At 53.9% G+C, this 21,967-nt stretch carries 25 protein-coding genes; 18 read left to right on the top strand and 7 right to left on the bottom strand.

What is annotated here, in order from left to right; genetic code table 11:
• Position 1: 1 nt before the first annotated feature.
• Positions 2 to 1,159 (bottom strand): DUF3530 family protein, encoded by a 1,158-nt coding sequence (locus QKW35_RS00385; protein ID WP_282350087.1) that lies wholly within the window; start codon positions 1,157 to 1,159, stop codon positions 2 to 4.
• A gap of 109 nt (positions 1,160 to 1,268) precedes the next feature.
• Here QKW35_RS00385 and rpe point away from each other — a divergent pair, with 109 nt between their 5' ends.
• Positions 1,269 to 1,943 (top strand): ribulose-phosphate 3-epimerase, encoded by a 675-nt coding sequence (gene rpe / locus QKW35_RS00380; protein ID WP_282350086.1) that lies wholly within the window; start codon positions 1,269 to 1,271, stop codon positions 1,941 to 1,943.
• Positions 1,943 to 2,623, top strand: a complete 681-nt coding sequence (locus QKW35_RS00375; RefSeq protein WP_282350084.1) for a phosphoglycolate phosphatase — start codon at positions 1,943 to 1,945, stop codon at positions 2,621 to 2,623. Before rpe ends, QKW35_RS00375 begins: the two co-directional genes overlap by 1 nt.
• 10 nt (positions 2,624 to 2,633) lie before the next feature.
• Here QKW35_RS00375 and nhaR read toward each other — a convergent pair whose 3' ends face one another.
• A complete protein-coding gene (nhaR, locus tag QKW35_RS00370; RefSeq protein WP_282350083.1) occupies positions 2,634 to 3,545 on the bottom strand; it encodes a transcriptional activator NhaR in 912 nt (303 codons plus the stop codon).
• Positions 3,546 to 3,736: 191 nt separating this feature from the next.
• On the opposite strand from nhaR, the gene nhaA reads away from it, so the two are divergent.
• The 11 genes from nhaA to dnaB all read left to right on the top strand — a co-directional run bounded on the left by nhaA (position 3,737) and on the right by dnaB (position 13,191).
• Positions 3,737 to 4,900 (top strand): Na+/H+ antiporter NhaA, encoded by a 1,164-nt coding sequence (gene nhaA / locus QKW35_RS00365; RefSeq protein WP_282350082.1) that lies wholly within the window; start codon positions 3,737 to 3,739, stop codon positions 4,898 to 4,900.
• Between the two features lie 312 nt (positions 4,901 to 5,212).
• Positions 5,213 to 6,691 carry an anthranilate synthase component I gene (trpE, locus tag QKW35_RS00360; RefSeq protein ID WP_282350081.1) on the top strand — a complete coding sequence of 493 codons (1,479 nt, stop codon included), beginning with the start codon at positions 5,213 to 5,215 and terminating at the stop codon, positions 6,689 to 6,691.
• A gap of 22 nt (positions 6,692 to 6,713) precedes the next feature.
• Positions 6,714 to 7,298: an anthranilate synthase component II gene (locus tag QKW35_RS00355; protein WP_282350080.1), complete on the top strand. Its 585-nt coding sequence runs from the start codon at positions 6,714 to 6,716 to the stop codon at positions 7,296 to 7,298.
• A 16-nt stretch (positions 7,299 to 7,314) separates the two neighbouring features.
• Positions 7,315 to 8,337 carry an anthranilate phosphoribosyltransferase gene (gene trpD, locus QKW35_RS00350; RefSeq protein ID WP_282350079.1) on the top strand — a complete coding sequence of 341 codons (1,023 nt, stop codon included), beginning with the start codon at positions 7,315 to 7,317 and terminating at the stop codon, positions 8,335 to 8,337.
• A gap of 3 nt (positions 8,338 to 8,340) precedes the next feature.
• The gene (trpC, locus tag QKW35_RS00345) at positions 8,341 to 9,150 is read left to right on the top strand and encodes an indole-3-glycerol phosphate synthase TrpC (RefSeq protein ID WP_282350078.1); all 810 of its coding nucleotides are present in this window, start codon (positions 8,341 to 8,343) and stop codon (positions 9,148 to 9,150) included.
• 83 nt (positions 9,151 to 9,233) lie between these two features.
• Positions 9,234 to 9,641 carry an OsmC family protein gene (locus QKW35_RS00340; protein WP_282350390.1) on the top strand — a complete coding sequence of 136 codons (408 nt, stop codon included), beginning with the start codon at positions 9,234 to 9,236 and terminating at the stop codon, positions 9,639 to 9,641.
• Between the two features lie 194 nt (positions 9,642 to 9,835).
• Positions 9,836 to 10,303 (top strand): DUF2799 domain-containing protein, encoded by a 468-nt coding sequence (locus QKW35_RS00335; RefSeq protein ID WP_282350077.1) that lies wholly within the window; start codon positions 9,836 to 9,838, stop codon positions 10,301 to 10,303.
• A gap of 128 nt (positions 10,304 to 10,431) precedes the next feature.
• Positions 10,432 to 10,848, top strand: coding sequence for a 30S ribosomal protein S6 (gene rpsF / locus QKW35_RS00330; protein WP_282350076.1), 417 nt, complete (start codon positions 10,432 to 10,434; stop codon positions 10,846 to 10,848).
• 31 nt (positions 10,849 to 10,879) lie between these two features.
• Positions 10,880 to 11,107 carry a 30S ribosomal protein S18 gene (gene rpsR / locus QKW35_RS00325; RefSeq protein WP_193952017.1) on the top strand — a complete coding sequence of 76 codons (228 nt, stop codon included), beginning with the start codon at positions 10,880 to 10,882 and terminating at the stop codon, positions 11,105 to 11,107.
• A 54-nt stretch (positions 11,108 to 11,161) separates the two neighbouring features.
• Entirely contained in the window at positions 11,162 to 11,608 is a 447-nt protein-coding gene (gene rplI, locus QKW35_RS00320) for a 50S ribosomal protein L9 (RefSeq protein WP_282350075.1), read from the top strand.
• A 188-nt stretch (positions 11,609 to 11,796) separates the two neighbouring features.
• Positions 11,797 to 13,191 carry a replicative DNA helicase gene (gene dnaB, locus QKW35_RS00315; protein ID WP_282350074.1) on the top strand — a complete coding sequence of 465 codons (1,395 nt, stop codon included), beginning with the start codon at positions 11,797 to 11,799 and terminating at the stop codon, positions 13,189 to 13,191.
• A gap of 339 nt (positions 13,192 to 13,530) precedes the next feature.
• Here the strand turns inward: dnaB and QKW35_RS00310 are convergent, their stop codons facing one another.
• Positions 13,531 to 13,962: an acyl-CoA thioesterase gene (locus tag QKW35_RS00310; RefSeq protein ID WP_282350073.1), complete on the bottom strand. Its 432-nt coding sequence runs from the start codon at positions 13,960 to 13,962 to the stop codon at positions 13,531 to 13,533.
• Positions 13,963 to 14,026: 64 nt separating this feature from the next.
• Between QKW35_RS00310 and QKW35_RS00305 the strand changes: the two genes are divergently transcribed.
• The gene (locus QKW35_RS00305) at positions 14,027 to 14,677 is read left to right on the top strand and encodes a class I SAM-dependent methyltransferase (RefSeq protein ID WP_282350072.1); all 651 of its coding nucleotides are present in this window, start codon (positions 14,027 to 14,029) and stop codon (positions 14,675 to 14,677) included.
• Here QKW35_RS00305 and bioA read toward each other — a convergent pair.
• A complete protein-coding gene (gene bioA, locus QKW35_RS00300; RefSeq protein WP_282350071.1) occupies positions 14,674 to 15,966 on the bottom strand; it encodes an adenosylmethionine--8-amino-7-oxononanoate transaminase in 1,293 nt (430 codons plus the stop codon). The genes QKW35_RS00305 and bioA overlap by 4 nt on opposite strands.
• 80 nt (positions 15,967 to 16,046) lie before the next feature.
• A complete protein-coding gene (locus QKW35_RS00295; RefSeq protein WP_282350070.1) occupies positions 16,047 to 17,030 on the bottom strand; it encodes an SLAC1 anion channel family protein in 984 nt (327 codons plus the stop codon).
• A 247-nt stretch (positions 17,031 to 17,277) separates the two neighbouring features.
• On the opposite strand from QKW35_RS00295, the gene QKW35_RS00290 reads away from it, so the two are divergent.
• From QKW35_RS00290 to QKW35_RS00275, 4 genes are all read left to right on the top strand, one after another.
• Positions 17,278 to 17,691 carry an HvfA family oxazolone/thioamide-modified RiPP metallophore gene (locus tag QKW35_RS00290; RefSeq protein ID WP_282350069.1) on the top strand — a complete coding sequence of 138 codons (414 nt, stop codon included), beginning with the start codon at positions 17,278 to 17,280 and terminating at the stop codon, positions 17,689 to 17,691.
• 77 nt (positions 17,692 to 17,768) lie between these two features.
• Entirely contained in the window at positions 17,769 to 18,620 is an 852-nt protein-coding gene (locus QKW35_RS00285) for an HvfB family MNIO-type RiPP peptide maturase (RefSeq protein WP_282350068.1), read from the top strand.
• Complete coding sequence (locus tag QKW35_RS00280; RefSeq protein ID WP_282350066.1) at positions 18,601 to 19,377, top strand: HvfC family RiPP maturation protein; 777 nt, start codon at positions 18,601 to 18,603, stop codon at positions 19,375 to 19,377. The genes QKW35_RS00285 and QKW35_RS00280 overlap by 20 nt, the downstream gene beginning before the upstream one ends.
• A gap of 117 nt (positions 19,378 to 19,494) precedes the next feature.
• The gene (locus tag QKW35_RS00275) at positions 19,495 to 20,115 is read left to right on the top strand and encodes an HvfX family Cu-binding RiPP maturation protein (protein ID WP_282350065.1); all 621 of its coding nucleotides are present in this window, start codon (positions 19,495 to 19,497) and stop codon (positions 20,113 to 20,115) included.
• Between the two features lie 75 nt (positions 20,116 to 20,190).
• On the opposite strand, the gene QKW35_RS00270 is transcribed toward QKW35_RS00275, so the two are convergent.
• Positions 20,191 to 20,559, bottom strand: coding sequence for a hypothetical protein (locus QKW35_RS00270; protein ID WP_282350064.1), 369 nt, complete (start codon positions 20,557 to 20,559; stop codon positions 20,191 to 20,193).
• Between the two features lie 96 nt (positions 20,560 to 20,655).
• Positions 20,656 to 21,915, bottom strand: a complete 1,260-nt coding sequence (locus QKW35_RS00265) for a GGDEF domain-containing response regulator (RefSeq protein ID WP_282350062.1) — start codon at positions 21,913 to 21,915, stop codon at positions 20,656 to 20,658.
• Positions 21,916 to 21,967 lie beyond the last annotated feature (52 nt).

The raw sequence follows: 21,967 nt of genomic DNA, 5'->3' as shown, positions 1-21,967 counted from the left end.
CTTAGATCGGATTAGGTCGGTTCGGTGTGATGCGGCCCGGGCCCTGTTCTGTTTTCGCGTCGTCCTGCACCATTTCCTCCTCCACTTCGGTTTCCTGCAGTGGTTCCAGAATATGGCGGCGAATCAGACCGTCCACCTGCTGGCTTAACCAACGCTCCTGCTTTTCCCAATCTGCGTACCGAGGGCTGAGACGCCGTTGCATATAATGGCCAAGTTTATTGCGGCGAGCCCAGCGTAGGCGCTGCTTGGGTTCTGCTTCAAACGCGCTGGTGGCTGAAGGGCGTCCTTGGTAGATATCCACAATAGGCACGTTTAGTTCGGGAATCAGGTTTGCCAGCACCGGTGAGACCTCGGTGGTCGGATCAGTCGGCTCGATAATGATCAGTCCGAGCGAATCGATATTGTCCTGTTGATCCTTTACAAATTGGCTGGCCCACACCGCACCGCTGCCTACGCCGATCACAATGATCCTGTTCGCTCCCCGTTGTGTCAGTGCTTGTAGTGCGCTATCCGCGAGAAGCTGGATGCGCTCTGCATAGGGGCGCTCGGGTCTCCGATCAGTTTCATCAGCTGGTGACTGGGGCTGTGGCTCGGGTATCGGCTCCGTTACTGTCGCGGGCGCCTGTGTTGCTGCGGCTGTTTCCGAAGTTGTCGCTTCGGTTGCTTTGTCTTCAGTGCTGCCGGAGCCATTCCCTGACAACAACTGCAGCACCGGCAGCGTACGTTCAGGTGGCCGCAGAGACGGGGGGGGTGGCAGTTGTACTGAAAGGGTCTGCCAGCCATGGTCGCTCAGGTGAAGCCGAAGGGGGTGTGCATAGTCTGGCCAGTCCGCATGAGTTCCTTCGCTGGGAAAGATGATGATGCCTCCCAATGCTTCCGGAATCGATTGCGGGTGATACAGACCGATGGTGCGATCTTCGCTGCTTTCCAGCCAGAGGATCTCTGTTTCCGGACTATTGCCTTTGACGAGCTCCTGGAGTCGGCTCAGATCCGGCGAAGGTTCGGTGCGTGGCGGAATAACCAGAGGCTCGCCTGATGCGGCTGGAGCCGCTTCTGTGGTGTTATCCGCTACTGTCGGCGACGCCTCATCCTCCGCCTTTAACGGGGTGGAAAGAATCAGGCTCAACAGCAGACAGGTCGGGAAAATTGATCGGCTCATGGGCTTGATTATCAACAAGCTACATCAACGAGGCAAGAAAGCTTTATCCATCGCTTCGCTCAGGTACAATAGCGGCTAATTTTTACTCAGCATTATTTAAGAGACCCATATGTCTGATTTCAAAATCGCCCCATCTATTCTGTCTGCTGACTTCGCTCGTCTGGGTGAAGAGGTTGAAAGCGTGCTGGCCGCCGGCGCGGACTACGTGCACTTTGATGTGATGGACAACCACTATGTGCCGAATCTCACAATCGGGCCGATGGTGTGTAAGGCGCTGCGTAACTACGGTATCGAAGCACCGATTGATGTACATCTGATGGTGAAGCCGGTTGACCGTATTATCGGCGATTTTGTGGACGCGGGTGCTTCCATCATCACCTTCCACCCGGAGGCCTCTGAGCATATCGATCGCTCCCTGGCGATGATCCGTGAGGGCGGTTGCCAGTCTGGTCTGGTATTTAACCCGGCTACGCCGCTGAGCTACCTGGAATACGTGATGGACAAGGTGGATATGGTGCTGCTGATGTCTGTAAACCCGGGGTTTGGTGGTCAGAAGTTTATCCCGGGTACGCTGGATAAACTGCGTCAGGCGCGCGAAATGATTGAGCGCAGCGGTCGTGATATCCGTCTGGAGATCGACGGTGGTGTAGGTATCGGCAATATCCGCGAGATCGCCGAGGCGGGCGCAGATACCTTTGTGGCAGGTTCTGCGATCTTCAATACCGATGATTACAAGGCAACCATCGATAACATGCGTGCCGAGTTGGCTAAAGTAGGCAGCTGATGCGCGAGCTGTTTAACGGTCAGGACCCGAAACTGGTCCTGTTTGACCTGGACGGTACGCTGATCGACAGCGTGCCGGATCTGGCGGCGGCTGTAGATGTGATGTTGATCGAGCTGGGGCGATCGGTCGCAGGTATCGAGAGGGTCCGTCACTGGGTGGGGAACGGCGCTCAGGTTCTGGTGCAGCGAGCCCTGACCGGTGAGCAGTATCCTGACACCGAGACAATCGATCCGATCCTGTTTGACCGGGCGTTCAGTCTGTTTATGACGGCCTACGGTAACAGTGCCTCCCATACCAGTACCCTTTATCCGGGTGTGATGAAGTGCCTTGAAGGTCTGCAGGTACGTGGCATCAAGCTGGGTGTTGTGACCAACAAGCCGATCCAGTTTACCCACCCCTTGCTGGAAGAGTTTGGGATAGCGCCGTTCTTCTCTGTGGTGCTGGGCGGTGATAGCCTGCCACAGAAGAAACCGGCACCGGAGCCGCTGTTGCATGCGATGAAACTGATGGCGTGCACACCGCAGGAAACCCTGATGGTAGGAGACTCCAAAAGCGATATTGGTGCTGCCCGTGCGGCGGGTTGCCCGGTGGTGGCTGTGCCGTATGGCTACAACCACGGTGAGCCGGTATCCAGTTACAATCCTGATCTGGAAGTGCTGCAGCTGGATCAACTCCTCTGATCGTTTCGGTTTATTCCTGTTGATCGTCAAACAGTATCCGGCGGGCGCTGTTGGTTACGGCCAGCACCGCCGGGTGTCGGATTCGGCGCTCCAATGAGATCGCGTAGAAACGTTCGCGAATTTCTTCAATGCGTCCAATGCTTTCCACCGAGAACTGACGTTCAATCTGTTGCTCCAGTACGCTGGGGCCACAGAACACCCCTTTCCCTGCTTGGCCAAAGGTCCCCAGCAATGCATGGTCCACGCACTCAACAACAACGTTGGGGCGGATATCATGCCGGTCACACCATTTTTGCAGGCTAGAGCCGATCATGGTGTCCCCGGTGGGCATCAGGAGCGGTGCACCCTGTAGTGAGTTGGGGAAATTCTCACGGTATTGCTGCGCCAGCTCCGGCGCCGCAAACAGCGACATGCTGCAGTCGCCCAGCAAGTGGTTATAGGCGCGGATGTTAAATCCCGCATCCACGGGGCGATCGGTGAGTACCATATCCACCCTGTGGGTCGCCAGATCCGCCAGCAGGGTTTCCATGCTGCCTTCGCGACATTCCAGTCGCACCGGTTCATCCAGTTCCAAGGCGGGTTCCAGCAAGCGGTAGGCGGCCAGTTTCGGTAGCACATCCGCAATCCCCACGCTGAACAGGCGTACTGGCAGGCCCGGGTTGCGGAGATGTTCCTGCAGGGCCTCGCCCATGGAGAAGATCTGCTCAGCGTAGTCCAGTGCCTGCTTGCCGGCTTCGGTGAGGATCAGTTTGCGCCCCTCTTTTTGCAGTAGCTCTACACCCAATGTGTGTTCTAGCTGCTTCAGTTGGCCGGAGATAGTCTGTGGTGTCAGGTTTAGCTTTTCGCAGGCGCGAACGATGGAACCCTCTTGGGCAACAACCATGAAATAGCGTAAGTGCTTGAAATTAAGGTGATGAATCATAGTTCGAAAAAAGCGAAGTAAATTTGTATTAATTTCGAATTTTTTTGTTTATTTGGCTGAGTATACTGGAATCATTAAATGAGTTCTCCCCCCGATAGTCTGGCTGCTGGGACTGAAAATGACAGCAGGCTCTTATCACAATGCTAAAATTATATACCCCGGCTAGCCGGGGTTTTTTTTTAGGGGTGACTATGCAAATTGTGGAACGCTTCCTCAAGCTGGAGTCCGCAAGTGGCATTCTGCTGATAGGCGCGATGGGGTTGGCCATGGTAATGGCGAATAGCCCCCTGGACTCATACTACCAGGCAATCCTGGACCTGCCGGTTGAGGTACGGGTGGGACCATTGCAGCTGGATAAGCCGCTTTTGCTGTGGATAAACGATGGCCTGATGGCGATCTTCTTTATGTTGGTCGGGCTTGAGGTCAAAAGGGAGATCCTCGTTGGGCGTTTATCCGAAACCAGTAACGTTGTATTACCCGTCGTTGCTGCTTTAGGGGGGATGCTGGTTCCAGCGCTCTGTTTTACTTATTTTAATTGGGGCGATGATATTGCGATGCGCGGTTGGGCAATACCCACTGCGACGGATATTGCTTTTGCACTGGGTGTGCTGTCGCTGCTGGGGAGTCGGGTGCCCACCGCCCTCAAACTCTTTCTGATGACCCTGGCGATCATCGATGACCTTGGGGCTATCCTGATCATCGCGCTGTTTTATACCACCGAATTGTCTGCTCTTTCCCTGTACGTTGCCGAAGTGACAATCGCACTGCTGTTTATTATGAACCGTATGGGGGTAATGCGCATTGCAGCTTACATGATCGTGGGGATGGTGCTGTGGGTTAGTGTGCTTAAGTCAGGTGTGCATGCAACGTTGTCGGGCGTCGTGCTGGCGTTTGCGATTCCTTTAACCAATCCCGACAAGCCAACGTTTTCGCCGCTTACGTGGCTGGAACAGCAGTTGCATCCCTGGGTCGCATTCGCAATCCTGCCGTTCTTTGCCTTTGCGAACGCAGGTGTGTCATTAAATGCCATCTCACTGGATCTTTTATTTGCCTCCGCTCCGCTTGGCATAATGGCGGGGCTTTTTTTGGGTAAGCAGGTGGGTGTCTTTCTGTTTACGTGGTTGGCAATCATAAGTGGGATTGCGAAAAAACCTCAGGGAGCGCACTGGAGATCAATTTATGGTGTGTCGTTACTTACTGGTATCGGATTTACCATGAGTCTGTTTGTAGACTCTCTGGCCTACGAAGGTATGGCGGACCTTTATGGTGGTGCTGATCGCCTGGCGATCCTTCTAGGCTCACTTTTATCGGCTGTTTCCGGCTATTGGCTGTTAAAAACTACCCTGAAAGACTAACAGGTCCAATTGGCGGTTGATTCGGAAGGATTGCTGCTATAAGGTCTCGTTATTGATTTATTTTGCTGACATTAAGCGATCTACCGTGAATTCATACGAATCTCTGCAGAACTTTGGTGCGCTGCCCCGTTTGCCGTATATCGGTGAGCGATGGCGATGGTGTGCCTGAACGAGTTTTGTCTTACTCGTTGCAGAGATCGCTGAACTACACACCCTTTCCAGACGACGCTCGTTTACCAGTCGTCTTACCACTGTTTCAGTGCATCCTGCATCGATCTCACACCCGTACCCGTTTTCGTCTGAGAGATAAGCATGACACCTGAACTGTTTGCCGAACTGGCAGCCCAGAATTACAACCGTATTCCCGTCGTTCGCGAAGTGCTCGCGGATCTGGATACCCCCCTATCCACCTACACCAAATTGGCCAATGCACCTTACAGTTATCTGCTGGAGTCTGTAGAAGGTGGTGAGAAATGGGGGCGTTACTCCATCATTGGTTTGCCATGTCGTACCGTACTGAAAGTGTCCGGTTTTGATGTAACCGTAGAGACCGACGGTGCCGTGGTTGAGCGCCACCACGTGCAAGACCCGCTGGCATTTGTCGAAGAGTTCCAGAAGCGCTACCGCGTGCCGGACCTGCCGGACCTACCGCGCTTTAACGGTGGCTTGGTGGGCTACTTTGGTTACGACTGTGTGCGCTACGTGGAAAAGCGTCTGCAGAAAAACGTACCGGAAGATGTGATCGGTACCCCGGATATCCTACTGATGGTATCCGACGAGGTCGTGGTATTCGACAACCTCAGCGGCAAGCTGGTGTTGATCTGCCTGGCCAACCCGGAATACGACGGTGCTTACGAACTGGCGCAACAGCGTCTGGATGCGCTGGTTAACCGCTTACGTTTCAGTGTGCCACTCGAACGCCAGCGTAAAGGTCGGGAGGTGGATGAAAACGAGTTCAAATCCAGCTTCGGCGAGCAGGAGTTCATGGATTCTGTAGATCGCATTAAGGAGTACATTCTCTCCGGTGATGTGATGCAGACGGTGATCTCACAGCGTATGTCGATCCCGTTTGAAAGCCGTCCGTTGGATCTCTACCGCGCGTTGCGCAGCCTGAACCCATCCCCGTATATGTACGTGCTGCACCTGGATGATTTCCACGTCGTGGGCTCCTCGCCGGAGATTCTGGCCCGTGTCGAAGACGGTACCGTCAGCGTTCGTCCGATTGCCGGAACCCGTCGTCGTGGTAAGACCGAAGAGGAAGACAAGGCGCTGGAAGCGGAACTGCTGGCGGATCCAAAAGAGATCGCCGAGCACCTGATGCTTATCGACCTGGGGCGCAATGATGTAGGTCGTGTTGCCGAGATCGGTGGCGTTGAGCTGACCGCCAAAATGGTGATCGAACGCTACTCCCACGTAATGCACATCGTCTCCAACGTGAACGGTAAACTGAAGCCGGATGTGAGTGCGATGGACGTGCTGCGTGCGACGTTGCCGGCCGGTACCCTCAGTGGTGCGCCGAAAGTGCGTGCCATGGAGATCATCGACGAACTGGAACCGGTGAAACGTGGCGTCTATGGCGGCGCTGTAGGTTATCTCTCCTGGAATGGCAACATGGACACTGCAATTGCAATCCGTACCGCCGTGATCAAGGACAACACCCTGCACATCCAGGCTGGCGCCGGTGTTGTGGCGGATTCCGTTCCACGTCTGGAGTGGAAGGAAACCATGAATAAAGGCCGTGCGATCTTCCGCGCGGTGGCGATGGTTGAAAAAGGTCTGGATAATCTCTGAGTCTCAGCACAGGTAAAAAACAATGTTATTAATGATCGATAACTACGACTCTTTCACCTACAACGTGGTGCAGTATCTGGGTGAGCTGGGTGCTGAGGTTGAGGTGCATCGGAATGACGAAATCACCATCGAAGAGATCGAGGCGAAACAGCCGGAACATCTGGTGATCTCCCCAGGACCCTGTACGCCGAATGAAGCGGGTATCTCCGTGGAGGCGATCAACCACTTCGGCGGCAAGCTGCCGCTGTTTGGTATCTGTCTGGGGCACCAAAGTATCGGCCAGGCGTTTGGCGGTAAAATAGTGCGTGCTAAAGAGGTGATGCACGGCAAAACCTCTCCGGTGTACCACAACAACACCGGAGTGTTCGAAGGGCTGGCCAATCCCGTTGAGGTAACCCGCTACCACTCGCTGGTAATTGACCAGGAAACCCTGCCGGAGTGTCTGGAGATTACTGCCTGGACCCAGAATGAAGATGGCAGCATCGACGAGATTATGGGTGTGCGTCATAAGGAACTGGACATTGAAGGTGTGCAGTTCCACCCGGAATCAATCCTCACCGAGCAGGGGCATGACCTGCTGGCGAACTTCCTGAAACGAAAAAAATAACAGGTTGGTAAGTTGCATGGATATTAAACAAGCTTTGGCTGCGGCGGTTGAACGTCGTGACCTGACTTCTGACGAGATGAAAGCGGTAATGCGTCAGATCATGACCGGTGAAGCGACCGAAGCGCAGATCGGCGGTTTCCTGATCGCCATGCGTATGAAAGGCGAGACCGTTGACGAGATCAGCGCGGCGGCTGCTGTAATGCGTGAACTGGCGGTACCGGTATCGATCCAGAGCGAAAACGCGGTGGATATCGTGGGTACCGGCGGTGACGGATCCAACCTGTTTAACGTCTCCAGCGCGTCATCTTTTGTGGTCGCGGCTGCGGGCGGCAACGTGGCGAAACACGGCAACCGTTCCGTATCTTCCAGCTCCGGCGCGGCCGACCTGCTGGAAACCGCAGGCGTGAACCTGGAACTGAATCCTGAGCAGGTAGCGCGTTGCATCGATGAGATCGGTGTCGGCTTTATGTTTGCACCCCAGCACCACAGTGCGATGAAGTACGCGATAGGTCCACGTAAAGAGATGGCGCTGCGCACGTTGTTTAATGTGCTGGGACCACTGACCAACCCTGCCGGTGCTAAACACTACCTGCTGGGTGTGTTTGACGGTGCATTGTGCCGTCCGTTGGCGGAAGCACTGAAAGCGTTAGGTGCGAAACATGCGCTGGTGGTTCATGCCGAGGACGGTCTGGATGAGATCAGTCTGGCGGGTCATACCCAAGTGGCTGAACTGAAAGACGGTGAAGTGACTGAATACACGCTGACCCCGGAAGATGCGGGCATCGACCGTCAGAGCCTGGAGGGTCTGACGGTACATAGCTCAGACGAGAGCCTTGCGGTGATCCGTGCGGCGTTTGCCGGTGAAAATGCCAAAGCGATCGATATGATCTCTCTGAACGCGGGCGCGGCGATCTACGCGGCTGATCTGGCGGACAGTCTGAAAGCGGGTGTGGCCAAAGCGAAAGAAACAATCCTCTCCGGCGCCGCTGCGGCGAAAGTAGAGGAGCTGGCGCAGTTCAGCCAGGGATTTAAAGGTTAAGTGATGTCTGATACACCAACGATTCTGAAGAAGATTCTGGCGCGCAAGGCGGAAGAGGTTGCTGAGCGTTCTGCCAAGGTTTCCATCGACGATCTGAAAGCGCAGATCGAAGCGCAGAAGGGCGGCGACACGGACCCGCGTGGTTTTGTCGATAGCATGGCTCGCGCCATTGCTGAAGGCCGTTCTGCCGTGATTGCGGAAGCGAAAAAAGCGAGCCCGTCGAAGGGCGTGATCCGCGAAAATTTCGTACCTGCGGAGATCGCTCAGTCCTACGAAGCAGGTGGTGCCAGCTGTCTGTCCGTGCTGACCGATGCGGATTACTTCCAGGGCTGCGAAGACTACCTGCAGCAGGCGCGCGCAGCCTGCTCTCTACCGGTGATCCGCAAAGACTTCATCGTCGATCCGTATCAGGTGTACGAAGCCCGTGCGATCGGTGCGGACTGTATCCTGTTGATTGTGGCGGCGTTGGAAGACCAGCAGATGACTCATCTGAACACGCTGGCTCACGAGCTGGGTATGGATGTGCTGGTGGAAGTGCACAACGGCGAAGAGCTGGAGCGTGCGCTGCCGCTGGGTAACCGTCTGATTGGTATTAACAACCGCGACCTGCACACCTTCAACCTGTCGCTGGATCACACCTTTGAACTGCTGGATCGCATTCCGGAAGACACCATTGTGGTGACCGAGAGTGGTATACACACCAAAGATGATGTGGCAGCGATGCGTGAACGGGATGTACACAGCTTCCTGGTGGGTGAAGCGTTTATGCGTGCTGAAGACCCGGGCAGCAAGCTCAAAGAGCTGTTTGAATAAGATAATAAAGATAGCGATTCAGGCCTGCACTGCCAGGCCGGTTCTTCGCTGGATGGCTAATGTCGGAGATAAGCAACGTGGATATGAGTGCAAAAGTTAAGTGGGACAGTGATGTGCGTTTTCAGGGCACAACCGGTTCCGGTTTCGATGTAATGATCGACGGCGAGCTGAAACAGGGGCCACGTCCGATGGAGCTGATGCTGTTGGGTCTGGGCGGATGCACCAGCTACGACGTGGTAGGGATTCTGAAAAAGACCCGTCAGGACGTGGTGGACTGTGTGGCGGAGATCGATGCCAAGCGTGCCGATGAGGTTCCTGCAGTCTTCACTGATATCCACATTAAGTTTGTGGTGAGCGGCCGTAATCTGAAAGAGAATCACGTTGCACGCGCAGTGAAGCTGTCCGCTGACGAGTATTGCTCTGCATCTCTGATGCTGGAGCGCGGTGGTGTGAAGATCACCCACAGCTACGAGATCGTTGAAGTCGAATAATCGACGCACCTCTGATCTGTTATCAATTAAAACGGGCTGTCCTTAAATGGGTGGCCCGTTTTTCGTTTTGAACCCTCCGAGTCTCCTCACAGTCTGATAGATCAGGAGCGTATTGCCTTATGGAGTCTGTATCCCCGTCACCGGGGTGTCGTTGAACCCGGCTGCCCCGGCCTCAAATCAGAGGAGGCGCTGCAATGAACAGAGCTTTGGGTCTGTGCCTGATAAGTCTGGGGTTGGTTGGCTGTGCGTCAATCAGCAAAGACAGTTGTGTTGCTGGAAACTGGTATGATATCGGCCTGCGGGACGGTGCTAACGGTTTCTCCGCCGAGCGGCGTTTCGAACATGAAAAGTCCTGTGATAAACACGGTGTGCCCGTTCAGGTTCAGGTGGATGAATACCTCAAAGGACGAGAGGCGGGTGTCCGACTCTACTGCACGCCTGCAAACGGCTATCAGTTGGGATTGCAGATCGATTACTACCAAGATGTCTGCCCAGCGGATATGAAGGGTGCCTTCGTGCGAGCCTATAACCTCGGGCGGCAAAAAGCACGGCTGCGTTGCCTGTGGGATTTTCATCACCATTCCGCATACCACCGATATGGCGATCATCACCACCATCACTGGTGGCCATACTACCGTCATTCCGCACTGGATTGCTTCTGAACTAACGGCAGGCTGGTTGATGTTAGCCGTAACTGAGCGTATAATGCCGCGTCCTTAAATATTAACCTCCTTGCTTTCGGGGCCATTTAGGCAGTCACCCGAAGGCTATTAACCCGTAAGGAGCTGAAATGCGTCATTACGAAATCGTATTCCTGGTTCACCCGAACCAGAGCGAACAGGTTCCGGCAATGATCGAGCGTTACACTGGTGTTATCACTGGTGCTGACGGTCAGATTCACCGTCTGGAAGACTGGGGCCGTCGTCACCTGGCTTACCCAATCAACAACGCTCACAAAGCACACTACGTTCTGATGAACGTTGAGTGTTCTCAGGAAGCGCTGGACGAACTGGAAAACCTGTTCCGTTACAACGATGCTGTGCTGCGTAGCATGGTTATTCGTCGTAAAGAAGCCATCACTGAAGTGTCTCCAATCAAAGCTGCAGAAGCTCGTGAAGAGCGCAAGCCTCGTCGTGACGAGAAGCCTGCTGAAGCTAAACAGGAAGCACCAGCTGAAGCTAAATCTGAAGAAGCTTCTGCTGAGTAATCACCTGACATCATTCTGAGGAGAGACCAAAATGGCTCGTTTTTTCCGTCGTCGTAAGTTCTGTCGTTTCACCGCTGAAGGTGTTCAGGAGATCGATTACAAAGATCTGGACACCCTGAAAGGTTACGTTACCGAAACTGGTAAAATCGTACCTAGCCGTATCACTGGCACTAAAGCTCGCTACCAGCGTCAGCTGGCTACTGCGATCAAGCGCGCGCGTTTCATCGCTCTGCTGCCATACACTGACGGCCACAAGTAAGCTGTGAAATAAACTGCCAGTGATTGGCAGAGAACTGAAAAAGAGGTTTCCGAGATGGAAGTAATCCTGCTCGAAAAAATTGGTAAGCTGGGTAACCTGGGTGACAAGGTTGCTGTAAAAGCTGGTTACGGCCGTAACTTCCTGGTTCCACAGGGTAAAGCTGTTCCTGCTACCGAAGCGAACGTTGCTAAATTCGAAGAGCGTCGTGCTGAGCTGGAAGCTGCTGCTGCAGAAGCTCTGGCAGCTGCTAATGCTCGTGCTGAAGCACTGAACGAGAAAGAAGTTACTATCGTTTCCAAAGCTGGTGACGAAGGTAAGCTGTTCGGTTCTATCGGTACTAAAGACATCGCTGATGCGATCACTGCTGCTGGTGCAGAAGTTGAGAAGAGCGAAGTACGTCTGCCAGAAGGCGCTCTGCGTCACACTGGTGAGTTCGAAGTAGCTATCCAGCTGCACCCGGAAGTAACCGCAACTATCAAGCTGACTATCGTCGCTGAATAATTGCTGTTAACGTTCTGTTGAAAAAGCACCGTATGGGTTCGCACCCGACGGTGCTTTTTTTGTTTTCATAGAGTCCGTAAAATTGGCTGCAACGGGCTGCATCAGTCCCTCTTTTCAGCCATACTGGGCTGAATCTTCCGTTTGTACCAACTGAGTTATCCTCACCGAGTTTCCTTTACCGAGAGTCTATGGATTACGCTGAACAGAGCCAGGACGAACTGGCAGAGATTAAAGTCCCGCCACACTCGATAGAAGCCGAGCAATCCGTCTTGGGCGGCCTGATGCTGGATAACAATGCTTGGGATACGGTGGCGGAGACTGTAGTAGAAGATAACTTCTACCGCCATGATCACCGTCTGGTGTTCCGCACCATGACCAAGCTGATGAACAACGGGCAGCCACTCGACGTGGTGACGTTGTCGGAAGAGCTGGACCGGATAGGTGAGCTGGATAACGCCGGTGGCCTGGAATACCTTGTCGACCTAGCGCGCAACACACCAAGTGCATCCAACATTCGTGCGTACGGCGAAATTGTGCGCGATCGCGCGTTGCTGCGAAAGATGATCGGCGCGGCAAATGAGATCGCCGAGAGCGCTTTTAATCCGGAAGGGCGTGCGTCCGACGAAATCCTGAACGAGGCAGAAGCCAAGATCTTCCAGATTGCGGAAGATCGCCCAACTGAGGGCGGCCCGCTGGATATCAATCCACTGCTGAAAAAAGCAGTGGACCGTATCGATTACCTGTTTAACAACGACAGCGATATGACCGGTGTGACCACCGGCTTTGACGACCTGGACGGTAAGACGGCAGGCTTGCAGCCGTCCGACCTGATTATCGTGGCGGCCCGTCCGTCGATGGGTAAGACCACCTTTGCCATGAACCTGGTGGAGAACGCCCTGATGGCGACCAACCGTCCGGTTTTGGTATTCAGTTTGGAGATGCCCGCGGACCAGCTGGTTACACGTATGTTGTCCTCCCTTGGGCGTATCGACCAGACCCGTATCCGTACCGGTAAACTGGAAGATGAGGACTGGCCTAAGCTGACTACAGCGGTGAATATCATGCGTGACAAGCCGCTGTTTATAGACGACACCGCCGGTATCAGCCCGAACGAGATGCGTACCCGCGCCCGCCGTATCGTGCGTGAGCACGGCGACATCGCCATGATCATGGTCGACTATCTGCAGCTGATGCGCATCAAGACCGGTAACATCGAAGGTCGTACTGCTGAGATCTCCGAGATCTCACGCTCTCTTAAAGCGCTGGCGAAGGAGCTGGAATGTCCGGTGGTCGCCTTGTCGCAGCTAAACCGTTCCCTGGAGCAACGTCCCAACAAACGCCCGGTAAACTCCGACCTCCGTGAATCCGGTGCGATCGAGCAGGACGCCGACGTGATCATGTTTATCTACCGTGATGAGGTCTATAACGAAGACTCACCGGATAAAGGTGTCGCTGAGATCATTATCGGTAAGCAGCGTAACGGTCCAATCGGTACCAGCCGTCTGGCGTTTATCGGTAAGTACACCAAGTTTGAGAACCTGGCGCCGGATGTGTATGCCCAATACGCGGGCATGGACGACTAACAGGTCACACACAAAAAAGGCTGCTCTGGGAGCAGCCTTTTTTCTATCCACTGTCCTGTCCTGAATAATGTTGACACTTTTCGAGAAACAAATCGGAGAGTGTTATGAAATCAAGCACTAAGCGTACTCAGCGTGACTATTCCCTCGCTTTTAAATTATCGGTTGTCGACCAAGTAGAAGCTGGCGAGCGCCGTTGTTGGTTTCTTCGCTCGCATAATGAATCTCGCTGACCGAGCGGCTGAACTGTCCGGATTTATCGGGGCGCAGGGTCTTTGAACGCAAGTTATAAACAAAAAGGCCGCAGTATGTGCTGCGGCCTTTGGGGTTTTACAGATTTAATCAGGCTTCCTTTTCCATTTTGGCGCGGAAACCTTCCGGAACGGTAATCACCTTGCGCTGGTCATAATCAAAGAACACGATGCCGGTTTTGGCGTGCGCCACTTCGACGGCAGTCTTTTTGTTAGAGAGTAGATAGAAAATATCGCAGCCGTATTTGTTGAAGTCGCCGACGGTGACACTGATTTGGACGTTATCGCCGTAAAAACCTTCTGACTTATACACAATGGCGGAGTCGGTCATGATAATGCCCGCACCTTCCACATCCAGTTCGTTGTAGTGGTAGTTGGCCAGAAAGCGCACACGGGCTTCGTGCACCATCGACAATACGGCATCGTTGCTGAGGTGGCCGCCGTAGTTGATGTCGCTGATACGGATCGGCAGGTCCGTGGTAAAGGTGTAATGCTCTGGCATATCGATCTTAATGCGTGCCATGATAATTCCCTGTTAAAACAAACATCAGTGCTATTGATGTTATTCGAAGAGACGGTGTGGGTAAATGAATCCCTACAGGCAATGGATCTTTCCGTGCTTGCTGGATTGGGCATCCGGCAAGATGGACAAGGAACGTACCGAACTTATTGCCCTGGCCTGTGGGCAGGTACTGGAGTTGGGGGCTGGGACAGGGGCCAATTTTCGGTTCTATTCTGAGAAACTGGATACCCTTTGGGCTCTGGAACCTGACCTTCCGGTGATGGCCCGGGCTGAGCGTGTTCGCCAACAACTTCCGACAGCGCAAGCAGATAAAATCCAGCTGATCTGTGCAGATGGCCATCATCTGCCGTTGGCTGATAACAGCTTGGATACGGTGATCTGTTGTCTGGTGCTGTGTACGGTGCCTGATCCCGGGCGGGTGCTGGCCGAGGTTCATCGCGTAATCAAGCCCGAAGGTCAGTTGCTGGTGTTCGAGCACGTGGCTGCAAACTCGGATTCACCGCGCCTGCAGGACTGGCAACGCCGTCTGAATCCGATCTGGCGAACATTCGCCTGTGGCTGTGAACTGAACCGACCGACCCGTGAAACCATCGAACAGGCCGGATTTCGGTTTGAACAGATTCGGGATGAGCGCCACCCGGATTTTCCGCGTATTGTATCGCCGATTATCCTGGGGGTGGCTCATCTTATCCCGTTGGAGGGGGTTGAAGGTTAACCACGGTATTCGTGAATGCCCTCCACCATGCCGGAGGTCAGCAGGTCCAGGTCGGCATCACTCATCACGTACGGTGGCATGACGTAAACCAGCTTGCCGAACGGGCGGATCCAAAGGCCCCGTTCGATAAACAGCTTCTGGATCTCGATAGTTACAACCGGCTCTTTCATCTCAATCACCCCAATCGCGCCCAGACAGCGCACATCGGCCACGCTCTGCAGTTCCTTGGCGGGGGCGAGGCCGGACTTCAGGGCCGCTTCGATGCGATCGACCTCGCTTTGCCAATCCATCGCCTGCAACAGGCCGAGACTGGCATTTGCCACCGAGCATGCCAGCGGGTTGCCCATAAACGTGGGGCCGTGCATAAAGCAGCCGGCGCCACCCTTGGAGATGGTTTCGCCGATGTGGGAGGTGGTCAGTGTCGCGGCCAGCGTCATGTAGCCACCGGTGATCGCTTTACCCAGGCAGAGGATATCCGGCACGATACCGGCGTGCTCACAGGCGAACAGCTTGCCGCTGCGGCCAAAGCCAGTGGCGATCTCATCGGCAATCAGCAGTACATCGTACTGGTCGCACAGTGTACGGGCGCGCTTCAGATACTCAGGAGAGTAAAAACGCATGCCGCCTGCGCCCTGAACCACGGGCTCCAGTATCAGTGCTGCAATCTCGTTGTGATGCTGCTCCAGCAGTTGTGCCAGCTCGGCAATATCTTTGTCATCCCACGACTCATCAAATCCGATCTGCGGTGCCGGGGCAAAGAAGTGCTGGGGCAGCACACCGGTGAAAATCTCATGCATGCCGTTCACCGGATCACAGACCGACATCGCACCGAAGGTGTCACCGTGATACCCGTTGCGGATAGTAATCAGCTTGTGTTTACTGGCCTGGCCACGGGCGTGCCAGTACTGGATCGCCATCTTCAGCGCCACTTCCACCGAGACGGAACCTGAGTCGGCGATGAAGACCTTATCCAGCGGTTCCGGTGTCATCTCAACCAGCTTACGGCTCAGCTCGATTGCTGGTTCGTGAGTGAGGCCACCAAACATCACATGCGACATTTTGTCGATCTGGTTATGCGCCGCCTCATTCAGAACCGGATTGTTGTAGCCGTGTATCACCGACCACCAGGACGCCATACCGTCGATCAACTCCCGGCCATCGCTGAGTGTCAAACGCACACCTTCCGCTGATACCACTGGATACATTGGCGGTGGATTTACCATGGAGGAGTAGGGATGCCAGATATGCTGCTGGTCGAACGCCAGCTGTTCAGGAGTGATCTCGGACATAAGGTACGGAATTCTCAAAGCTGAATAAAATACGGGCCCCCATTAGAGCCCGCTTTTCTCAGGTCTTCAAGCGATCTGCATCAATCCGGCTGGAACACGCCACCGCTGTGCACTGCCTTAAAGGTTTTGAACAGCAGCAGAGCAATCACCAGACTGACAACCATAAGGGAGACCCAGGAGAGCAAACCCAAAAAGCTGGAGCCGGTTTTTTGATACATCGTCTGGATTGCGATAGAGGAGGCTGCCAGAGGGAACGAGTACGCCCACCAGGACAGAAAGAACGGAATACGACGAAAGCGTTCTAGCTGAGTAATCAGCAACAAAACCAGGAACATCGCGGAATAGAACAGAATACGCGCGAAACCATCGATCTCACCGCCGTTCAACTTGGTGTAGGAGATAAACCCTACTGCCGGTGGGGCGATCAGGATAAACAGGGTTGGTAGCAGTTTCTCCGGCAGCGGGTCGTGAAAGAGCATGCGGTTGAAGATCAGCGTCTTTAAAACCAACCAGTACACCAGTCCAATACTAAAGAAGAACCAGCTCAGTTCTGTGAAACCGTGGGTAACACCTGCAATTGGTACGATGATGTTGCCCACCACAGGGATAAACCATGCCGGTGTACTGTGTTGAATCTGAAATTTTGGATGATGGATCCATTGGGTGATCACATACAAGGTGAAACCCAGATGCATAACACAGCCCAACGCCCACAGAAACAAGGATAGATCTGCCGAAACTTGTAGTGTCGCCACACTCAGCAAAAGCAGCGAAATGGAAAATGCAGGAAAAAAGCTAATTTTGATCGGATGATGAAATTCTTTCAGGCTCATTTCAGGAAAGCGCAGTATCTTGAGCGCATACCCAAGGCAGACGACCAGAAAGAGACAGGTAACCAGAATCAACATGACCTGACTCACCAGTGCCGGAAGTTGCAATACCTCTGTAGCTTTCTGCCAGGCCAGCGTAAGGCCGGAGGTTCCCATAATCATTGCAAAGAATGCGATAGGGAAATGTGGAAGCTTTGCTGAAACAGGAGAGGATGAAGTGGCAGTATCAGCCATTTAAGGTCTCCAATGTAAATTAGGATTGCCTAATATAATAATTTAGTCAAAGCGCAAGGCCAAGGGGAAAAAGAATTAAATTCATCTACCCGGACAATCCGGATGGGTGACAGGAGATCGGAAAAGCGGGTAGATGATGTCAGCGCATTTTCCAATGCCAGCCACAGGATGTGATCGGCACTTTGAATACGAAACGAAACCATAAATTTTAAAAAATTTTGCTACGAGAAGAATGAGGGTGAAAACAATGGCTACTACTAAATCTACTCTGAAACCTGTTGTTGCTGCTGTTGGTCTGGCGCTGGTTGCGAGTGTTGCAACGGCTACAACAGCAAACGCGGCTGCTAACCCATTCGCGGCTTCCGAACTGGACTCCGGTTACGCTCAGGTGCAGCTGGCCGATAACCACGGTCACAAGAAAACCGAAGAAGGCAAGTGTGGTGAAGGCAAGTGCGGCGGCGAGAAAAAGACTTCCGAAGGCAAGTGCGGTGAAGGCAAGTGCGGCGGCGAGAAAAAGACTGCCGAAGGCAAGTGTGGCGAAGGTAAGTGCGGCGGCGAGAAAAAGACTGCCGAAGGCAAGTGCGGTGAAGGCAAGTGCGGCGGTGAGAAAAAGACTGCTGAAGGCAAGTGTGGTGAAGGCAAATGCGGTGGTAAAAGCTGATCAGCGCTTCTACCTGTAAAACCCCAGGGCTTCGGAATTCGAAGCCCTGTTTATAGCAAGGTGAGAGGAAAGGACAGATGAGAGAACAGGGTTATCCGGTAAAGGGTGCAGGCATTGGTTATCGCCGATGCATGGCAGATACGCTACCAGAAGTGGATCCAGCACGGATCGATTTTCTGGAAGTGGCTCCGGAAAACTGGATTGGCCTGGGCGGTCGCTTTGGTAAGAAGTTCCGCGAAACGGCAGAGCGTTACCCGGTAATGACCCACGGTTTATCCCTCTCGTTGGGCGGCCCGTCTCCCCTTGATCTGGATTTCCTGAACCGCCTGAAAGTGTTCATGAAGGAACACAGTATCCGTGGGTACTCAGAGCACCTGAGTTACTGCACTGATGACGGACATCTGTACGATCTGATGCCAATCCCGTTTACCGAGGAGGCCGTGCGCTACGTGGCGCAGCGTATCCGGCAGACTCAGGACGTACTGGAGCAGAAGATTGCGGTTGAAAACGTCTCCTTTTACGCAGCGCCAAGCCATGAAATGACCGAACTGGAGTTTCTACTGGCGGTACTGGATGAGGCCGACTGTGACTTGTTGCTGGATGTGAACAACATCTACGTCAACAGCATCAACCATAAATACAACGCTGAAGAATTTCTGGCAGCAATGCCGGCTGATCGCATCATGTATATCCATGTTGCGGGTCACTACAACGAAGCGGAAGACCTGATTGTCGATACTCACGGTGCCGACGTGGTCGATCCGGTTTGGAAACTGCTGCAGCAGGCATACGACCAATTTGGAACCGTGCCGACTTTGCTGGAACGTGACTTCAACATCCCTCCGATGGCGGAGTTGTTACAGGAAGTGGATCAGATTCGTGGTTATCAACAGGCCTGGAGGAAGCGAAATGACCGCACCGTTGCATAACAAAGACGACTTCCAGGCGCTGCAGTACGGCTTTGCCGCCCATATCCGCAATCCGGAAGCGAACGCAGCACCGGCGGGTATCGAAGAGCGCCGTATGCAGATCTACCGTGAGCTGTTTTACAACAATGTGGAAGGTTTTCTGGCAGGCAACTTCCCGGTGTATAAGGCGATCTCCAGTGACGCATACTGGCATCGCACGGTGCGTGACTTTTTTGACAAGCACCGCTGCCACACGCCGTATTTCCTTGAGATTGGCGAGGAATTTATCGAATACGTCAATGGCGACCGTGCGCCGGACGAAGAGGATCAGCCCTTTATGCAGGAGCTGCTCCATTACGAATGGGTTGAGCTGGCGCTCGATAGCTCCGAAGTGGAACTGCCTGTTGAAGGGGTAGATCCGAATGGGGATCTATTGGCGGGCCACCCGGTTCAGTCTCCTCTGGCATGGTCTCTGGCGTATCAGTATCGCGTGCACTGTATATGTAGTGACTACAGGCCACAGGAGCCGGGCGACCAGCCAACCTACCTGATTGCCTACCGCAATCGGGAGGATGCGGTGCAGTTTATGGAGATCAATCCCGTGACTGCCCGTTTGCTCTACCTGCTAGCCGAATCTGAAGACCTGACCGGTCAACAGGCGCTGGTGCAGATAGCGCAAGAATTGCAGCACCCACAGCCGGAACAGGTTGTGGCCGGTGGACTGCAAACATTAGAACAATTGCGTGTCAACGGGGTCATCCTCGGTACGCTGGTCTGAGCATTATTGACCTTAAGCTTGAGTATGGCCGAGCTTGGGGCCATCAGGGTGAACTAAAGCTGTATCAGTTATTGATCGGCGGCAAGAATAAGAGTGAAGGATTTGAGGAGCTGACACATGGCTAACGCACTTATAAATACCTATAACAAAGTGCACGACGTGCTGGACTATACCCGTCAAATGGACGGCCTGGCGCCACTGTTGCTGCGCTTATATCTGGCACCGGTATTGATGCAAGCGGGTTACAACAAGTTGTCCCACTTTGAAGATACGGCGGCCTGGTTTGGTAATCCGGAATGGGGTTTGGGCTTGCCAATGCCGGAAGTAATGGCTGCTCTGGCGGCCGGTACCGAGTTCTTTGGTGGTCTGGCTCTGGTCATTGGTTTTGCAACCCGCTGGATCTCTATCCCGCTGATGGTAACCATGCTGGTGGCGGCACTGGCCGTGCACTGGGAAAATGGTTGGTTGGCGATCTCTGATGCAAGCAGCTGGTTGGCAAACGATCGTGTCATGGAAGCCGCTGAGCGTCTGGATCGTGTCAAAGATATTCTGCGTGAAAACGGCAATTACAGCTGGCTGACCGGCCGGGGTTCCGTGGTGATTTTGAACAACGGCATCGAGTTTGCGGTGACCTACTTTATCATGTTGCTGGCACTGTTCTTCACCGGTGGAGGTCGCTACTTCAGCGTGGATTACTGGCTGGCGAAGAGGTTCCGTCCACAGGCTGTAGAATCCTGACCGCTGATAGACCGGGTTGAAAGGAGAAGGGTGCTTTGAGGGCACCCTTTTTTGTGTGTGTTGAAAAGACAGGAGTTATAAGCTGCGTTCCAGATCCTGCAACTGTTGGCGTAATGCATCAGCCTCAGCATCGTCCTTCTTCAGGGCTTCGACCATCTCTTCAATAATCGGTGCGCAGTTGTGGCTCGCGCCGAGCAGTTGCTGCAAGAGCTTTTCCAGGTCGGAGTCCGGTTCTTCACGCAGGTTTTTTTCGTCCTGCAGGCACTGCAGGTAGTTGTTCAGATAAGTACCGCTGACTGCGCCTTTTTCCAGCAGCTTCTGCGACAACTCGCCGATCCAGCGCTCGGTTTCATTCGGTTGTGGCTCACTTTCCGCCAGGGCAGTTGAAGTGTTCAGGACGGTCGCCAAGGAGAAAACCAACAGGGTGTGAGACAGTATGCGCACGGGAAGTACCTTCGTCATAGCAATAGTAGGCAGGTTAACCGGGTTTGACTGAACCTGCCATGAATCGTTTGCGAGTGATGCCGATGTCTGCCTGAATCAAGCCATCGCGTAACCGCCCTTGTTATGCTCTTTTCCCTTGTAGAGAGCTTTGTCGGCCCGTGCGATCAGCGTTTCCAGGGTGTCACCCGGTTTCATCTGACTCAGACCGATGGTGCAGCGAACCCGATCGCTACGTTGTTGCAAGCGTGCACGGATGCGTTTGGCGATTGTTGTGGCGCCTTTCAGGTCGCAGTACGGCAGGAATAGCAGGAACTCATCGCCGCCCCAGCGACCGGCGATATCATCATCACGCACAATATCGTTCAGGGTCTGGCCGACCAGGCGCAGCACAGAGTCGCCAAACGGGTGACCAAAGGTATCGTTCAGCTCTTTGAAGTGGTCCAGGTCGATCACCAACATTACGCCGGGGATCTCGTGACGGTGGCAGTTGGCGATACGTTTGCGCATCAGTTCGCTCAGGCCGTGGCGGTTGTATACCTTGGTGAGTGCATCAAACAGAGCCATCTCGGTCAGTTGGGCTTCGCGTTTCTGCAGCTGGGTCACCAGCTTATGACGGCTCAGAACACGGTCGATACGTACCAGCAGTTCCTCTTCTGAGAATGGTTTGCTGACGAAGTCATCGGCACCGAGGTGGAAGGCGAGCAAACGCCGCGATGGATCGTTAAAACCGGTCAGCGCAATCACCGGTAGATTGTTGATCTCTGGGCGTGTGTGGTGACGGATGTTGTGTAACAACTCCAGACCGGTGTGTTTCTCATCCAGCAACAGGTCGGTAATGATCAGATCAAACTCTTTGTATTCCAGTACATCCAGCGCATCCGAGTAGGTCTGGTGCCATTCCACCGTCATGCCCCGCTGTTCCAACATGGAGGTGACCAACTGGCCGTTGGTCGGGCTGTCTTCAACCAGCAGTACGTTATCGGCAAAGCGGTAATCACTCTTGCGCAGCAGGCGGATAATGCCGTTCACCAGCTGTTCGGGCTGGTGGCGGTCCAAGACATCGGTGATACCCTGGGAGACCGCTTCTTTTACGAAGTTGAAGTCATAATCGTAGGCGACCAGCAGTATCGGTGTGAACTGATACTTGGGCAAGGCGCGGATATGTTTAAGTAGCGGGAGATAGTCGTCAGGCTGGATGTAGCGGGCCAGGGTGATCAGATCGTACTGGTGTTTTTCCAGTGCCTTGAGTGTTTCGTATCCATTGGTGCAGCTATCGAGTTCACAGCCGATGGGCTGGATCTGGCTTTTCAACAGTTGGTGGAATGCGCGGTTGGGGTCTACTGCTAGGATACGCATCTACTCGCTTCCTATGTGACTGTTTGAGTATCGGTCCTTCTTGTTGCTCCGC

Origin of the sequence: Pontibacterium granulatum (genome assembly GCF_029961155.1) — a bacterium.
GTDB classification, from domain to species: domain Bacteria; phylum Pseudomonadota; class Gammaproteobacteria; order Pseudomonadales; family Balneatricaceae; genus Pontibacterium; species Pontibacterium granulatum.
Note: the sequence above shows the minus strand (reverse complement) of the source record. Positions and strands in the feature narration are given on the sequence as shown.